Below are 14,035 nucleotides of genomic sequence, written 5' to 3'. Positions count from 1 at the left end.
TCAGACGCTAGTCGTCATCGGCACCGAACAGCATGATCCGGCCGCGCGGGCGACTGGCGACGTTGCGCGCATCGGAATCTTCGCGGACGTTGCGGGCGATGTCGTCCCAGTCAGTCCGGTCGCGCGTGCTCTGCGGCGGGCGGGAGTCGTAGCGGTGACGCTCGGCCCAGCGCTCGCGGCGATCCATCCGGCGCCGTTCGGACGCGGCACGCTTCACGTCGGAATCCCTGGCCTTGGCATAGGCGTTGTCAGGTGAAGGAGGCGGCTCCGTCGAAGCCTGCTGCTCGGCAGGTTTTGCGGTCGGCAAAGGCGATGCCGACGCTGTGGGCTTGATCTGATCCTTGGGCGGCTCGACTACGGCAGCCTGCGGCGCCTGCGGTTCGACACTTGCCTGAGTGGCCTGCGTGTCGGGCTTGGTGTCGGGCTTGGCCTCAAGCTTTGCTTCGTCCCGCGCCTGGTCCGGGGCGGCAACGATCGCGCCGAAGGTTTGCGAACCGGTGAGATATTGAACGCGCTCGGACGACGCATTCGTTGGAACAAGTGTGTTGGCCGGCGCCGCGGCGGCTTCCGCGCGCTGTGCCATCTTGCTGGTGTCCGGGCCCTGCTTGGACGCGACCGGGTTCATGATGTTGCCGGCGACAATGCCGCCGCCGAGACCAATGGCGATGGCAGTGACGATCGTTCCGGCACCTACGAAATAGGCTGTCGAGGCGCGCATTGGTCCACTCCCTGTTTGGGGCGGGCAACGCTTGTCGATTGCCGGATGTTCCTGATTGGAGTGCAGTTCCCTGAGGAACTTGCGTCAGATCTGCTGCGCGACCTTTTCCAGCCCGATGATGCGGGCAAGCTTGCGCACTTCTTCCTTCTGGTCGTCGCGGAGCTGGAACAGCAGCGGCATCGCGGCAGACTTCAGTTGCTGAACCTCATCGCAGTTCGGATCGATCTGCGTGCCGGGAGCTGCGTTCGGATTGGAGAGCTTGTTGGCCGAGATCTTGCGGACGACGTTGCGCAGCGCGGTCTCGACCGACGGCCAGTAATATTCCTGCGAGGACGACAGCTTCAGGCGATCCTTGATGCCGGCGATCTGCGCGTCGGAGAGCAGGGAATAGTTTTTCTGCGGTTGCGGCTTGGCGGCGGCCTTCGGCCTGGCCGGGGCTTCGTGCAGCGCGCCGGTCGGGGCGTCCACAGCGGCAGGCTGCTCCAACGAGGCAATCTTGGCTTCGCCCGCCTTAGAATCAGAAGCCTTGGGCATCGGGAAATCGGAGGGCGTGGCGGCAGCGAAAGCCTGGCGCAGCGGCTCGGTCAGCACGGGGGCCTGCGAAAGCCTGTCGGCGGGCACCTGCACCGGCTCGAATGCGGCTGAAGCCAGCGCCAATGTCGGGACCAGCCGGTCGGCCTTGGCGGCGCGGTTGGTCGAAAGCTGCTTCGGCGGGGCCTGCGTGATCATCTCGGCGGTGACGCTGGGTACGCTGTCGCGCCCAAGAATGGCGGTGGTGGCGGCGCCAAGGACGAGAAAGCAGGTCAGGACGACGATGGTGATGGCTCTGGACAAACGTCTCTCCGGGAGGACCGCTTCACGAGTTTGTTAACGTTGCCGGGAAAAAAGGCACGAATTAAGGCTTGAGTGTGCCTTCGTTGCGACAATCACTGTGCCTGCGGCGACGCACCCCGAAAAAGCAAAGGAAATCAGGCAGCTAGCGCGAGATCGTAGGCATCCTGGATGTCGGCGACGATTTCCGAAGCCTCCCAGACCGCGCGCGGCTCGACCGACTGCAGCGTCACCGTCCAGTTGCCGCCCCTGCGAGTGCGGGGAACGCTGAGGATGTCGAAGCGGACGTTGCGGCATAGCGGGTGACGGGCCAGCGCGTGGGCAACACGGACGCGAATCTCGTCCAGCGTTGCGGCTGTCTTGCTGTTGAGAAAATCGAAATCCATCGCCTGTCCCTCTCGTCCTGATTGGCGGCCGTGAGGGGATTCTTGGCGGGCGTTGGTTAATCTGCCGTTAAATGGAGGAGCGCTCGATTAACTGTGATCGGCCGGCGCGGCTTCTTCTCCGCATTTTTACGGGGACACGCGCCCACCCGCCTCGCGGTATTCGGCGAGCGTCCGGGCAACGAGATCGTCGACCGCCATCACGTCGGTCACGCCCGACGTCGAGTGCCCTCCGCTCCAGATGTCGCGCCAGCGTTTCGGTCGGCTCTCGCGCGCGCCGACGTCAATGTCCTTGCCGATGTCGATCGCGCCGCGCGCGGGCAGATCATCGGGATCAAGCCCGGCCGCGACGATTGACGGCTTCAGCATGCTGGTCTGCAAGCCGGTGAAGGCGGTGGTCAGCAAGATGTCGTCGGCGCTGCTCTCGACCAGCATGTGCTTGTGGCGCTCGTCCGCCATGCTTTCGCGCGTCGCGATGAATTTCGTGCCCATGTAACCGAGATCGCAGCCGAGCACTTCGGCGGCATACAGCGCGCGGCCGTCGCTGATGCCGCCCGCGAGCACGATGATGCCGTCGTAGAACGCGCGTACCGCGCGGACGAAGGCGAACGGATTGAGCCAGCCGGTCTGCCCGCCCGCTCCCGCGGTGAGCAGCACGAGCCCGTCGGCGCCGGCTTCGGCCGCGCGCTCGGCATGGCGGATCGAGGCGACGTCCGCCAGCACCAGCGCACCGGCATCATGGAGCGGCTTCAACACGGACGCGGGCGAACCGACCGACGTGATGACGATCTCGGGCTTGTGCCGGAGCAGCACGGCGAGGTCCTGCTCCAGCCGCACATTGGAGCGATGCACGATCAGGTTCGGACAGAGCGGCGCGGCCTCGCGGCCAGTCTGATCTTCGTGCTGACGCAACCGGGTTGCGATGCCGGTGAGCCATTCATCGAGCTGTTCCGTGCTGCGACAATTCACGGTGGGGAAGCTGCCGATCACACCGTTGCGGCAGGCCGCGACCATGAGCTCGACGCCCGACACCAGAAACATCGGCGCCGCAATCAATGGCAGGCTGAGACGATCTTGAAAATGTTGCAGTCGATCGGATGCCAACCATGCCTCCCTGCGCGGGCTTTGTCGTTCCATCCCGCATTCCCTGTGCTAGCGTCGTCGGCAACATTGGCACGCGAGAAGCCGATGACAAAGCAACGAGGAAACATATGTCCGATCCGCTTCACGCATCGTCCCCGACTTGTGCGCAGACGCTGCGGGCGTTGGCGCGCTATCCCGGCCGCACCGCGTTCGCATGGCCCGGCGGATCGCTGAGCTATCAGGGCACCATCGACCTGATCGGACGCATCCAGGGCGTCTTCATGCGGCTTGGATTGCAGCCCGGCGCGCGCGTCGCCTTCCTCACCGCGAACCGCGCCGACACCTGGTGCGCCGGTGTCGCCGCGCAATTATCGAGGTTCTGCATCACGTGGCTGCATCCGCTGGGATCGCAGGCAGACCAACTCTTCCAGCTCGAGGATTCCGAAGCCGAGATGCTGGTGGTCGATGCTGCCGCCTTCCGCGATCGCGGCGGCGAGCTCGCCGCCAAGTCGGGCATGCTGAAAGCGGTCTTCACCATGGGACCGGCCGACTATGGCGTCGATCTCCTGCAGGCGATCGAGATCGAAGGCCACGCCAGCCCGCTTTGCCTTGCCGGCTCCGACGACCTCTCCACGCTGAACTACACCGGCGGCACGACTGGCAAATCCAAGGGCGCGCTGCGCTATCACCGCGAAAATGCCGGAGCCGCAGCCGCGATCCTCGCCGACTTCGAAATCCCTGACGCCGCGCGCTATCTCGCGGTCGCCCCGATCAGCCATGTCGCCGGCACGAAGGTGCTGCCGACGCTGATGCGCGGCGGCACCGTGCACATGCTGAAGGGCTTTGACCCCGAAGCCGTGCTGGCGACGATCGCACGCGAGCGCATCAACTTCACGCTGTTCGTGCCGACGATGATCTACGTGCTGCTCGATCATCCCGCATTGAGCAGGACCGATCTCTCCTCGCTGGAGCTCGTGCTCTACGGGGCATCGGCGATGTCGCCGAGCCGGCTGATCGAGGGCATCGAGCGCATCGGCCCGGTGTTCTCACAGCTCTACGGCCAGACCGAATGCTATCCGGTCTCGGTGCTGCGCAAGGCGGATCACGATCCCAAAACGCCGGAGCTGTTCCTGTCCTGCGGCTTCCCGATCGCGGCCTGCGAGGTCAGGATTCTCGACGACAACGACCAGGAGGTGAAGACGGGCGAGGCCGGAGAGATCTGCGTACGCGCGCCGCATGTGATGGCGGAATACTGGAAGCGGCCCGACATCACCGCCGAGACGCTGAAGAACGGCTGGGTCCACACCGGCGACATCGCGCGCAGCGACGAGCGTGGCTACATGTTCATCCTCGACCGCAAGAAGGACATGATCGTCACCGGCGGCTTCAACATTTTTCCGCGCGAGGTCGAGGACGTACTGTCGCAACATGCAGACGTGGCGATGGTCGCGGTCGTCGGCATCCCCGACGAGAAATGGGGCGAGGCCGTCACCGCAATCGTCGTTCCCCGCGAAGGCGCCAAGCCCGATCCGGACGAGCTGATCAACCTGGTGAGATCGCGAAAGGGCTCGGCGCATGCGCCGAAGCAGATCCAGTTCGTCAAGCAACTGCCGATGACCGGCGTCGGCAAGGTCGACAAGAAGGTGCTGCGGGCGGGTTTCTGGAGCGGCCGGGACCGGATGGTGGGGTAAGGACCCCGGAATTCTACGGTCCCGTTGTGGCCCCGACACCACAACCCGCGACGGAGTGCACGCCACCGGCGCCCATGCAATTGCCGGCGAATCAGGGAATCAACTAGACCGCTGATGGGGCTGGGAAGCGGAGTAAGAAATGAGAGTCGCTTCCCTGGAAAGTGCAGTTGCCGCGGTCACCTTGATTACGGCCATCATCGTCGTGCTGTGGGAGATCAAGATCTTCTACGGCCTGTGAACAGGCAGGATGCAACCAAGCATCCCTTCCGCGGCGGCGGAAGCCTGCCGTTCAATCGCTTCAAGGCGCGATAAACGTCGCCTGCCGCCAAGCTCAACGCTTCTCGATCACCGGATTCTACCGCACCAAAGGTGTCATCGCCCGGCTTGACCGGGCGATCCAGTACGCCGAGACGGCTGTAATTGAATCGATAGGCTGCGGCGTACTGGATGCCCCGCCTTCGCGGGGCATGACAGAGAGATTGGGCTACCGCTTCTCGATCACCAGGCTCTGCACCGCACGGCCGAAATAGCCGTGCCTGTCGGCCAGCCGCGACATCGCGAGTCCGGCGCCATCAGGGCCGATCCAGGATTCGCCGTCGAGCAAAATCCACTCGCCCACCGGCTGGCGTGAGAGATTCACGGTGAGGTCGGCGTTGATATAGGTCCAGGTACGGAAGTCGAGCGTCGAGGCAGTGCCGTTGGAGAAATCGGCGGCAACCACGGCCCGCATCGCCTGCGAGACCGCTTCGCCCGCGACCAGCGGATGGTCGAGGCGAAACCAGATCGCGCCGGCACCGGCCTGCCCGAAGCGGCCCCGCGCGGCGCGCATCGAGACCATGCCCGCGAATGGACTGGTCGCGCCGTGGCCGTCCTCGACCAGCGAATCCTCCGGCAACGGCAAGGTCACCGGCAAATCCTTGACGTCGTCGGGCAATGGCTGCGCCTGCTGCTTGATCTTGAGCACGGTGGCGCCGACGACCTGCACGCCGTCGGCCAGCAGCTTGATCTCGCAGAGCTGGATCTTGCGACCCTCGCGCAGAACCTCGGTCTCGATGGTGAGCGGCGCCACCGGAACCGGGCGCATCAGATCGATGGTGACGCGGGCAATGTTCATCGGCACGGGCGTCGGAATGCGCTCCGCTGCCCACGTGACCAGCGCTGATGGCGCCGATCCGTGCTGCATGCGCCGGTCCCACGGACCGGCGGCATTTGGGCTGGTGACGACGTTGTTACCGTCGACGCGGTAGATCGCGGTCATTGCGAGAGCCATCACAGCGGCGGATCAATCGCCTCGTCATATTCCTTCTTGAAGCGCGCGATCATCTCGGCGGCGGGGATGACACCGTCGATGCTGCCGATGCCCTGGCCGGAGCCCCAGATTTCCTTCCAGGCCTTCGGCTTGGCGCGCTCGCCGGAGGCGTCGGTGCCGAAATTCATCTTGGAAGGATCGGACGTCGGCAGATTCTCGGGGTCCATGCCGGCGGCGAGGATGGACGGCTTGAGATAATTGCCGTGCACACCGGTGAAGAGGTTGGAGTAGACGATGTCGTCGGCCGTCGAGCCTGCGATCATCTGCTTGTAGGTCTCGACCGCGTTGGCTTCCTTGGTCGCGATGAAGGCCGAGCCGATATAGGCGAAATCGGCGCCGAGAATGCGCGCAGCGCGGATCGCCTTGCCGTTGCCGATGGCGCCCGACAGCGCGATCGGACCGTCGAACCACTTGCGGGTCTCGGCAACGAACGCCAGCGGCGAGATGGTGCCGGCATGGCCGCCGGCGCCGGCCGCGACCAAAATCAGGCCATCGGCGCCCTTCTCGATCGCCTTGTGCGCGAATTTCTGGTTGATCACGTCGTGGAAGACGATGCCGCCCCAGCCGTGCACCGCCTGATTGAGCTCCTCGCGCGCGCCGAGCGAGGAGATGACCATCGGCACCTTGTACTTGGCGCAAAGCTGCATGTCGTGATCGAGCCGGTTGTTTGACTTGTGCACGATCTGGTTGACGGCAAACGGCGCCGACGGCCTGTCGGGATGGGCGCGGTCATAGGCCGCGAGCTCTTCGGTGATCCGCGCTAGCCATTCGTCAAGCAGCTCCGGCGGCCGGGCGTTCAGCGACGGAAACGAGCCGACCACGCCCGCCTTGCACTGCGCGATCACGAGATCGGGCACCGAGATGATGAAGAGCGGCGAACCGATCACGGGGATCGACAGGCGTCCCTTGAACAAGGCAGGCATGGACATTGCGGAGCGATCCTCTATTCGCGGTCAAACTGAAGTTGGGAGCCATACCAACAAGGCAATCTTTCCACTGTCAAGTATTGCGTTGTGACGCCGTGGCGGATGCCGTTACCGCAATTCCAAGCAGCGGAATTCGTCCCCCGCTGACTGCCCTATCCGTCATTGCGAGCGAAGCGAAGCAATCCAGACTGTCTCCGCGGAAAGATTCTGGATTGCTTCGTCGCAAGAGCTCCTCGCAATGACGAGGTGAGAGCGGCGGACTAGCAACACCTACCCAATCAGATCCGGATTGATCAGCCGCTCGAACGAGAACATCTCGTCCCATTTCTCCTGCGTCAGCAGCTTGCGTTCGGCCACCACGATCTGGTGCAGCGACTTGCCGCTCTTGTAGCCCTCGCGTGCGATCTCGGCGCATTGCTTGTAGCCGAGCAGCGGCTTCAGCACCGTCACGATGCCGAGCGAGTTCAGCACCATGTTGCGGGTGTGCTCCTCGTTGGCGGTGATGCCGAGCACGCAGTTCTCACGCAGGCTGTTGACCGCGCGCTCCATGGTGCGGATCGAGAAGAACAGCGCGAACGAGATCACCGGCTCCATCACGTTGAGCTGGAGCTGGCCGGCACTCGCCGCCAGCGTCACGGTGGTATCGAGGCCGATGACGAGGAAGCTGGTCTGGTTGACGACCTCGGGAATGACGGGATTGACCTTGCCCGGCATGATCGACGAGCCCGGCTGGAGTTGCGGCAAATTGATCTCGTTGAAACCGGCGCGCGGGCCCGAGGCGAGCAGACGGATGTCGTTGCAGATTTTCGTCAGCTTGCTCGCGGTGCGCTTGAGCACGCCGGAGAGCTGCACATAGGCGCCGGTATCAGACGTCGCCTCGACGAGATCGCCGGCAAGAATGAAATCGACACCGGTCAGCGCGCTCAAATGCCGGACTGCGAGCTTGGGATAGCCGACCGCCGCAGTGACGGAGGTGCCGATCGCAGTGGCGCCGAGGTTGACCTCGCGCAACAGCGCGCGGGCTTCCGAGATGCGGTCGACCTCCTCGCCAATCGTGGTGCCCCATCCACGGAATTCGGCCCCGAGCGACATCGGCACCGCGTCCTGGAGATGCGTGCGGCCCATCTTCAGCACGCGCTCGAATTCGCGGCCCTTGGTGAAGAACGCTTCCTGAAGCTGGCGCAGCGCCGTCATGTAGCTCTCGAGCCGCAGGATCAGCGCGAGCCGGAAGGCGGTCGGATAGGTGTCGTTGGTCGACTGGCCGTAATTGACGTGGTCGTTGGGGCTGACGTGCTGATAGTCGCCCTTGCCGAAGCCGAGCGATTCCAACGCGAGGTTGGCGATCACCTCGTTGGCGTTCATGTTGGTGGAGGTGCCGGCGCCACCCTGGATGAAGTCGGTGACGAACTGATCCATCATGTCGCCGGCGATGACGCGGTCGCAGCCGAGGATGATGGCGTCCGCAACCTTGGCGTCGACCGCACCGAGATCCCGGTTGGCCATGGCTGCGGCCTTCTTCACGTAACCGAGCGCCTTCACGAAGTAAGGCTCCTGGTTCATCGGAATGCCGGTGATGTGGAAGTTCTCCTTCCCGCGGATGGTCTGGACGCCGTAGTAGATGTCGTCGGCGATTTCACGCTGTCCGAGGAAGTCCTGCTCCGTGCGGCTCATGGGCGCTCCTTATGCTGGCGCGACGTCCTCAGTTCTGGCACAGCGCGCTGGTGACGACGGTATCGGTGCGGCAGTCATCCGGTTTGCGTTGCCGGCCCGGAATCAGAACTTTCGCCGAGCATTTTTCGGCGGAGTCGGCGTTCAGGCTCTTGCCTTCCTTATAACCCTTGCTCTGGCAGAGCTGGTCGGCGGCGAGCTTGCAGTCGGGCGCGCCGTTCGACGAGGCGGGGCAGGCCATCCGCCCCGACACCATGGTCGACGGCTTCGCCAGCCGCGACAGATCGTTCATGGTCTCGCTTGGGCTTTTGATCGGCGGCAGGATCGAGGGCAGCTTGTCGAACAGCTTGCCCATTTCGTTGATCAGCCCGGGATTGTCCTCGCGCGCAGGTGCGGGCGTCGAGGGCGGCGGTGCAGCCTGCGGTCCCTGCTCCTGCAAGCCAAGCGTCGGAGGCGCTGATTGCGGCCATCCAGTCCCACCGGTGGCGAGCAAGAGCGAGAGCGCCGCGAAAATCAGCGTCCCCAGCCGCATCGCCGGATTGCCGGATCGAACCATCATGACGGCAACCGTAGCCGAAGCCGGCGCAACGGCAAAGCGCGGAGGTTTAGATCAGCTTGATCGCGACCACGAAACCGAGCACCAGTACGGCAGCACCGACCGCCACCACGAGGCCGAGATGCTTCTCGATCTTGACGCGGATCCAGTCGCCGTAGCGGTTGAGCAGGATCGCGACGATGAAGAAACGTCCGCCGCGCGCGACGATCGAGCACAGGATGAACAGGATGAGATTGTAGCCGGCAAAGCCCGACGTGATGGTCACGAGCTTGTAGGGGATCGGCGTCAGCCCCTTGAGCAGGATGATCACAGCGCCCCACTCGGCGTAGGAGGCACGGAAGGCATCGACCTTGCCGCCGAGGCCGTAGACCTGGATCAGCCACTGACCGACCGAGTCGAACAGCAGCGCGCCGATGGCATAGCCCACAACACCACCGAGCACCGAGGTGATGGTACAGACCATGGCATAAAGCCAGGCGCGCTGCGGGCGCGCCAGCGACATCGGGATCAGCATCACATCGGGCGGGACCGGAAAGAACGAGCTTTCCGCGAAAGACACGGCTCCCATGATCCAGAGCGCGTAGGGCTTGTGGGCGGCGTCGATGCACCAGTCGTAGATACGTTTCAGCATGGCGCCGCGATGAAGCACCATGGGACGGATTTGTCCATCGTGACTTTTGTGACGATTAGCGGGATCCGGAAAAGTGTATGCGGTTTCCCGAAAAGATCACGCTCAAACAATAACCTAAAGCGCGATGACGTTTCGCTCCAACTTCATGGCGTTTAGTGGCGCTTGCGCGCCACACGGCCCTCGAGCGCGACAATTGGCCGCCTGGCGGCCACGCGCGGTGACGCGACTTTGGGCAGCGTCATCCGCGACTTCGGCAGTTTCTCGGCAATACCGAGCATCTCTTCCCGTCGCGCCATCTCGCGCCAGACGTCTTCGGGGCGCACGCCGGCCGAGGCCCAGAGCACGGTGAGATTGTAGAGCAGGTCGGCGCTTTCCCGGACCACGGCCTGGGTGTCGCCATTGACCGCATCGATGACGACCTCGATGGCCTCTTCAGCCAGCTTCTTCGCCATTTTGGAAGGGCCGCGCTGAAACAGGCGCGCGGTGCGCGACGTCTGCGGATCGAGGTCCTTGGCCGCGAGCACAGCCAGATATAGCCGCTCAAGCGAATCACTCATGGTACTCAAAACTACTCTAAGCCAATGGTGGACGCGTTAACGCGCGACAATAAAAGCGAAACCAGGCTGTCACGGCAAGCGCGACAGCCTGGTTTGGTCATTCTTGGTAACCGGCTTAGTAGCAGTTACCAATGTTGCCCTGGCCACCCTGCGCGGACTGATAGGGACCGCCGCAACGGTGGAAGGGGCGCGGTCCAATATACGAGTCGCCGCCGTAGTAGGTCGGGCCGTTATCGTAATAGACCGGACCGCCGCCGTAATATGCCGGCGCATCATAGGCGTAGGCGTCACGGGTCGCCGCGATCGCAAGGCCGGTGCCGATGGCGCCGGCAATGGCCGCGCCGGCAAACGCCGCACCGCCGCCACCGCCATGCCAGTGACGGCCGCCTGCGTAGGATGCAGTCGGGGCGACCGCGGTCAGGGCCAACGCCGCCACAGTGGCGAGAACGGTCTTGCGGCCGGCAAATTTCGAAAATTGGTCAAACATGTCCTGGACCCTCCTTGGGACCTCGAATGTGGTGCCTGACGACAGGCTCATGTCTTTCAAACACCGCATCCCATGTTGGGTTCCCCAACCCCAACACAAGCTGAACGGGGTTGCGTAATCATGACGCAACCGCCGCTCATCCACCGTTCATGTTGGAGCGGACAGAGTTACCGCCAGCCGGCGCTCCGAGCGTCACCAAGCCATAACAATGCGGGACCGGCGCGACTGATGTTTGCATTTACGACGACCGTCCTTCGCGGCCTGCTGGCCGCTGCAATCGCGCTTGCCGGGCTGACCGCACGCGATGCCGCAGCGGCCGAGACCGCCGCGCCCTCGACAGCGATCCACTTCACCTTCGATCGTCCGATCGATGCAGGCATGGCGCCGTTCTTCCTTGCCGCGAAGGATGGCAGTTTCAGCGCCGAGCGCCTCAACGTCTCCTTCAATACCGCGGCCGGCTCGCCGGAAGCGCTTGCGCGCGTCGCCAAAGGCGACAGCGAACTCGCACTCGTCGACATCAACGAGTTGATCCGTTTCCGCGACAAGGACGACGCGGCGCCCATCAAGGCGGTGTTCGTGCTGTTCAATCGCGCGCCCTATGCGATCGTCGCACGAAGGAGCCGCGGCATCCATCTGCTGCCCGATCTCGACGGCAAGACCGTCGGCGTCGCCGACGGCGATCTGTCGATGCGGCTGTGGCCGGCGCTGGCGCAGCAGAACGGCATCAACGTCTCGCGCGTGAAATTCCACAAGATCAGCGCGGCCGTGCGCGAGCCGATCCTGTCCGCGGGACAGGTCGATGCGGTTGCCGGCTTCAGCTATCTCTCCGCGGTGAACCTGCGCGACCGCGGTGTCCCCGGCGCCGATCTCGTCGTTCTGCGCTATGCCGACTATGGCTGCGAGGCCTACGGTTTTGCCGTGGTGGCAAATCCTGCTTTCGCCGCGGCGAAACCGGACGCCGTGAAGGGCTTCGTGCGCGCCCTGATCGCCGGCATCAGCGCAACCGTCAAAGAGCCCGCGCGCGCGGCGAACGAGACCGCAAGCCGCATCGACGACGGCGACCCCGACCTCGAGCGGGAGCGCCTGCGTACCGTGCTCGTCGACAACATCCTGACCGATGAGGTCAGGCGCAACGGCCTTGGCGGCATCGACCCGGCACGCCTGGACCGCTCGATCGACCAGATCGCGCAGGACTTCAAATTTCGCAAGCGGCCGGCGGCGGTCGACATTTTCGACGGCCAATTCCTGCCGCCGGTCGAAAGCCGGTTGATCAACTGAGCAAAACCGAAAGCTTCCGCTGTATCTCACGGGCAATCCCTGCTTAGAATATGGGCCCACCTGTCGACATCAGAGCCTGAGTTCGTCGCCCGCATGCCCATCCTCCGTCTCTACACCCGCGTTCTCGAGCTGCTCGGCAAGGAGGCGCGGCTGGGCTGGCTGCTGGCGGTCGCCAATCTGCTGCTGGCGGCCTCGCAGTTCGCGGAACCCGTGCTGTTCGGCCGGATCGTCGACGTACTCTCGGGCAAGACGGTAGCCGGATCGAGCTCGGCCTGGCCCTTCCTGATCGCCTGGGTGGCGTTCGGGCTGTTCACCATCGCCTGCAGCGCGATCGTGGCCTTGCAGGCCGACCGCCTCTCCCACCGCCAGCGCCAGGCGGTGCTGACGGGCTATTTCGAGCACATCCTGCAGCTGCCGCTGACCTTCCACTCCGGCACCCATTCGGGTCGTCTGATGAAGGTGATGCTCAACGGCACCGACGCGCTGTGGCGACTGTGGCTGGGTTTCTTCCGCGAGCACTTTGCCGCGATCCTCTCGGTCATCGTGCTGCTGCCGCTGTCGCTCTATCTGAACTGGCGGCTCGCGATCCTGCTGTTCGTGCTCTGCGTCGTCTTCACGGCGCTGACGACCTTCGTGGTGCGCAAGACCTTCGGCATGCAGATGGAGGTCGAGGAGCATTACAGCGAGCTCTCCGCGCGCGCCTCGGACGCGCTCGGCAATGTCGCGCTGGTGCAGAGCTTTGTCCGCGTCGAATCCGAGGTGAAGGGACTGCGCTCCGTCGCCGACGAGCTGCTGGCTGCGCAGATGCCGGTGCTGTCCTGGTGGGCGCTCGTCACCGTCATCACGCGCGCCTCGACCACCATCACGGTGCTCGCGATCTTCTCGCTCGGCATCGCGCTGCACGACCAGGGGCTCACTTCGGTCGGCGAGATCGTGATGTTCGTGAGCTTCGCGACCATGCTGATCCAGAAGCTCGAGCAGGTCGTGAGCTTCATCAACAACGTATTCATGGAAGCGCCGCGGCTGCGCGAGTTCTTCAACGTGCTCGACGCCGTGCCGGCGGTCCACGACCGGCCCGACGCGATCGATGCGGGGCGATTGTCCGGCCTCGTCGAGTTCAACGACGTCACCTTCTCCTATGACGGCAAGCGCCCGGCGATCGAGGACCTCTCCTTCACCGCGCTGCCCGGCCAGACCATCGCGCTGGTCGGCCCGACCGGCGCCGGCAAGTCCACCGCGATCGCACTGCTGCATCGCGCCTTCGACCCGCAATCCGGCTTCATCAAGATCGACGGCATGGACGTGCGCGGCGTCACGCTGACCTCGCTGCGACGAAACATCGGCGTGGTGTTCCAGGAAGCGCTGCTGTTCAACCGCTCGATCGAAGAGAATCTGCGCGTCGGCAAACCGGATGCGACCGTGGCGGAGATGCGCAAGGCGGCCGAGCGTGCGCAGGCGCTCGACTTCATCGAGCGCAGCGGCGGCTTCGACACCAATGCCGGCGAGCGCGGCCGCATGCTCTCCGGCGGCGAGCGCCAGCGCCTCTCGATCGCCCGCGCGCTGCTGAAGGACCCGCCGATCCTGATCCTGGACGAGGCGACCAGCGCGCTCGACGCGGTCACCGAGGCCAAGGTGAACGCCGCTCTCGATGAAGTGATGAAGGGCCGCACCACCTTCGTGATCGCCCATCGCCTTTCGACCATCCGCAATGCCACGCGAATCCTGGTGTTCGAGAATGGCCGCGTGATCGAAAGCGGAACTTTCGATGAACTGGTGGCCAAAGGCGGCCATTTTGCCGAACTCGCCAAGGCCCAGTTCATGGTTCAGGAAACCACACGGGCCAGCGTGACGGCCGCCGAGGCTGCCGCGACAGCAGTCAAGTCCCCCTAGCAAGTCCCCACGGGACCGTCGAAATTC

At 64.3% G+C, this 14,035-nt stretch carries 14 protein-coding genes; 3 read left to right on the top strand and 11 right to left on the bottom strand.

What is annotated here, in order from left to right:
• Window positions 1–7: 7 nt before the first annotated feature.
• From AB7532_RS04195 to AB7532_RS04180, 4 genes are all read right to left on the bottom strand, one after another.
• A complete protein-coding gene (locus AB7532_RS04195) occupies window positions 8–718 on the bottom strand; it encodes a hypothetical protein (protein WP_441233574.1) in 711 nt (236 codons plus the stop codon).
• 84 nt (window positions 719–802) lie between these two features.
• Entirely contained in the window at window positions 803–1,552 is a 750-nt protein-coding gene (locus AB7532_RS04190) for a hypothetical protein (protein WP_441233573.1), read from the bottom strand.
• A 134-nt stretch (window positions 1,553–1,686) separates the two neighbouring features.
• Window positions 1,687–1,935, bottom strand: coding sequence for a hypothetical protein (locus tag AB7532_RS04185; RefSeq protein ID WP_028147356.1), 249 nt, complete (start codon window positions 1,933–1,935; stop codon window positions 1,687–1,689).
• Between the two features lie 126 nt (window positions 1,936–2,061).
• Window positions 2,062–3,036 carry an NAD(P)H-dependent flavin oxidoreductase gene (locus AB7532_RS04180; protein ID WP_441233572.1) on the bottom strand — a complete coding sequence of 325 codons (975 nt, stop codon included), beginning with the start codon at window positions 3,034–3,036 and terminating at the stop codon, window positions 2,062–2,064.
• A 107-nt stretch (window positions 3,037–3,143) separates the two neighbouring features.
• On the opposite strand from AB7532_RS04180, the gene AB7532_RS04175 reads away from it, so the two are divergent.
• Window positions 3,144–4,706 carry an AMP-binding protein gene (locus tag AB7532_RS04175; RefSeq protein ID WP_441233571.1) on the top strand — a complete coding sequence of 521 codons (1,563 nt, stop codon included), beginning with the start codon at window positions 3,144–3,146 and terminating at the stop codon, window positions 4,704–4,706.
• Window positions 4,707–5,190: 484 nt separating this feature from the next.
• On the opposite strand, the gene AB7532_RS04170 is transcribed toward AB7532_RS04175, so the two are convergent.
• The 7 genes from AB7532_RS04170 to AB7532_RS04140 all read right to left on the bottom strand — a co-directional run bounded on the left by AB7532_RS04170 (window position 5,191) and on the right by AB7532_RS04140 (window position 10,840).
• Window positions 5,191–5,964 (bottom strand): thioesterase family protein, encoded by a 774-nt coding sequence (locus tag AB7532_RS04170; RefSeq protein WP_441233570.1) that lies wholly within the window; start codon window positions 5,962–5,964, stop codon window positions 5,191–5,193.
• A gap of 11 nt (window positions 5,965–5,975) precedes the next feature.
• On the bottom strand, window positions 5,976–6,944 hold the full coding sequence (locus AB7532_RS04165) for an NAD(P)H-dependent flavin oxidoreductase (RefSeq protein ID WP_441233569.1): 969 nt from the start codon (window positions 6,942–6,944) through the stop codon (window positions 5,976–5,978).
• 267 nt (window positions 6,945–7,211) lie between these two features.
• On the bottom strand, window positions 7,212–8,612 hold the full coding sequence (locus tag AB7532_RS04160; protein WP_441233568.1) for an aspartate ammonia-lyase: 1,401 nt from the start codon (window positions 8,610–8,612) through the stop codon (window positions 7,212–7,214).
• Between the two features lie 28 nt (window positions 8,613–8,640).
• Window positions 8,641–9,168 carry a hypothetical protein gene (locus tag AB7532_RS04155; RefSeq protein WP_441233567.1) on the bottom strand — a complete coding sequence of 176 codons (528 nt, stop codon included), beginning with the start codon at window positions 9,166–9,168 and terminating at the stop codon, window positions 8,641–8,643.
• 46 nt (window positions 9,169–9,214) lie between these two features.
• Window positions 9,215–9,817, bottom strand: a complete 603-nt coding sequence (locus AB7532_RS04150) for a YqaA family protein (RefSeq protein ID WP_441233566.1) — start codon at window positions 9,815–9,817, stop codon at window positions 9,215–9,217.
• A gap of 131 nt (window positions 9,818–9,948) precedes the next feature.
• Window positions 9,949–10,353, bottom strand: a complete 405-nt coding sequence (gene hisE, locus AB7532_RS04145; protein ID WP_441233565.1) for a phosphoribosyl-ATP diphosphatase — start codon at window positions 10,351–10,353, stop codon at window positions 9,949–9,951.
• Window positions 10,354–10,468: 115 nt separating this feature from the next.
• Window positions 10,469–10,840 (bottom strand): hypothetical protein, encoded by a 372-nt coding sequence (locus AB7532_RS04140; RefSeq protein WP_441233564.1) that lies wholly within the window; start codon window positions 10,838–10,840, stop codon window positions 10,469–10,471.
• Between the two features lie 228 nt (window positions 10,841–11,068).
• Here AB7532_RS04140 and AB7532_RS04135 point away from each other — a divergent pair, with 228 nt between their 5' ends.
• Entirely contained in the window at window positions 11,069–12,118 is a 1,050-nt protein-coding gene (locus AB7532_RS04135; RefSeq protein WP_441233563.1) for an ABC transporter substrate-binding protein, read from the top strand.
• Between the two features lie 93 nt (window positions 12,119–12,211).
• Complete coding sequence (locus tag AB7532_RS04130; RefSeq protein ID WP_441233562.1) at window positions 12,212–14,008, top strand: glucan ABC transporter ATP-binding protein/ permease; 1,797 nt, start codon at window positions 12,212–12,214, stop codon at window positions 14,006–14,008.
• Window positions 14,009–14,035: the final 27 nt, after the last annotated feature.

The sequence above is a fragment of the Bradyrhizobium sp. 930_D9_N1_4 genome, assembly GCF_052076015.1.
Lineage (GTDB): Bacteria > Pseudomonadota > Alphaproteobacteria > Rhizobiales > Xanthobacteraceae > Bradyrhizobium.
The sequence above is the reverse complement of the archived record's forward strand: the minus strand, read 5'-3'. Positions and strand labels throughout refer to the sequence as shown.

Coding starts and splice junctions, on each gene's coding strand:
- AB7532_RS04195 (WP_441233574.1), bottom strand. CDS start 718: ATGCGCGCCTCGACAGCCTATTTCGTAGGTGCCGGAACGATCGTCACT.
- AB7532_RS04185 (WP_028147356.1), bottom strand. CDS start 1,935: ATGGATTTCGATTTTCTCAACAGCAAGACAGCCGCAACGCTGGACGAG.
- AB7532_RS04175 (WP_441233571.1), top strand. CDS start 3,144: ATGTCCGATCCGCTTCACGCATCGTCCCCGACTTGTGCGCAGACGCTG.
- AB7532_RS04170 (WP_441233570.1), bottom strand. CDS start 5,964: ATGACCGCGATCTACCGCGTCGACGGTAACAACGTCGTCACCAGCCCA.
- AB7532_RS04165 (WP_441233569.1), bottom strand. CDS start 6,944: ATGTCCATGCCTGCCTTGTTCAAGGGACGCCTGTCGATCCCCGTGATC.
- AB7532_RS04160 (WP_441233568.1), bottom strand. CDS start 8,612: ATGAGCCGCACGGAGCAGGACTTCCTCGGACAGCGTGAAATCGCCGAC.
- AB7532_RS04155 (WP_441233567.1), bottom strand. CDS start 9,168: ATGATGGTTCGATCCGGCAATCCGGCGATGCGGCTGGGGACGCTGATT.
- AB7532_RS04150 (WP_441233566.1), bottom strand. CDS start 9,817: ATGGTGCTTCATCGCGGCGCCATGCTGAAACGTATCTACGACTGGTGC.
- hisE (WP_441233565.1), bottom strand. CDS start 10,353: ATGAGTGATTCGCTTGAGCGGCTATATCTGGCTGTGCTCGCGGCCAAG.
- AB7532_RS04140 (WP_441233564.1), bottom strand. CDS start 10,840: ATGTTTGACCAATTTTCGAAATTTGCCGGCCGCAAGACCGTTCTCGCC.
- AB7532_RS04135 (WP_441233563.1), top strand. CDS start 11,069: ATGTTTGCATTTACGACGACCGTCCTTCGCGGCCTGCTGGCCGCTGCA.
- AB7532_RS04130 (WP_441233562.1), top strand. CDS start 12,212: ATGCCCATCCTCCGTCTCTACACCCGCGTTCTCGAGCTGCTCGGCAAG.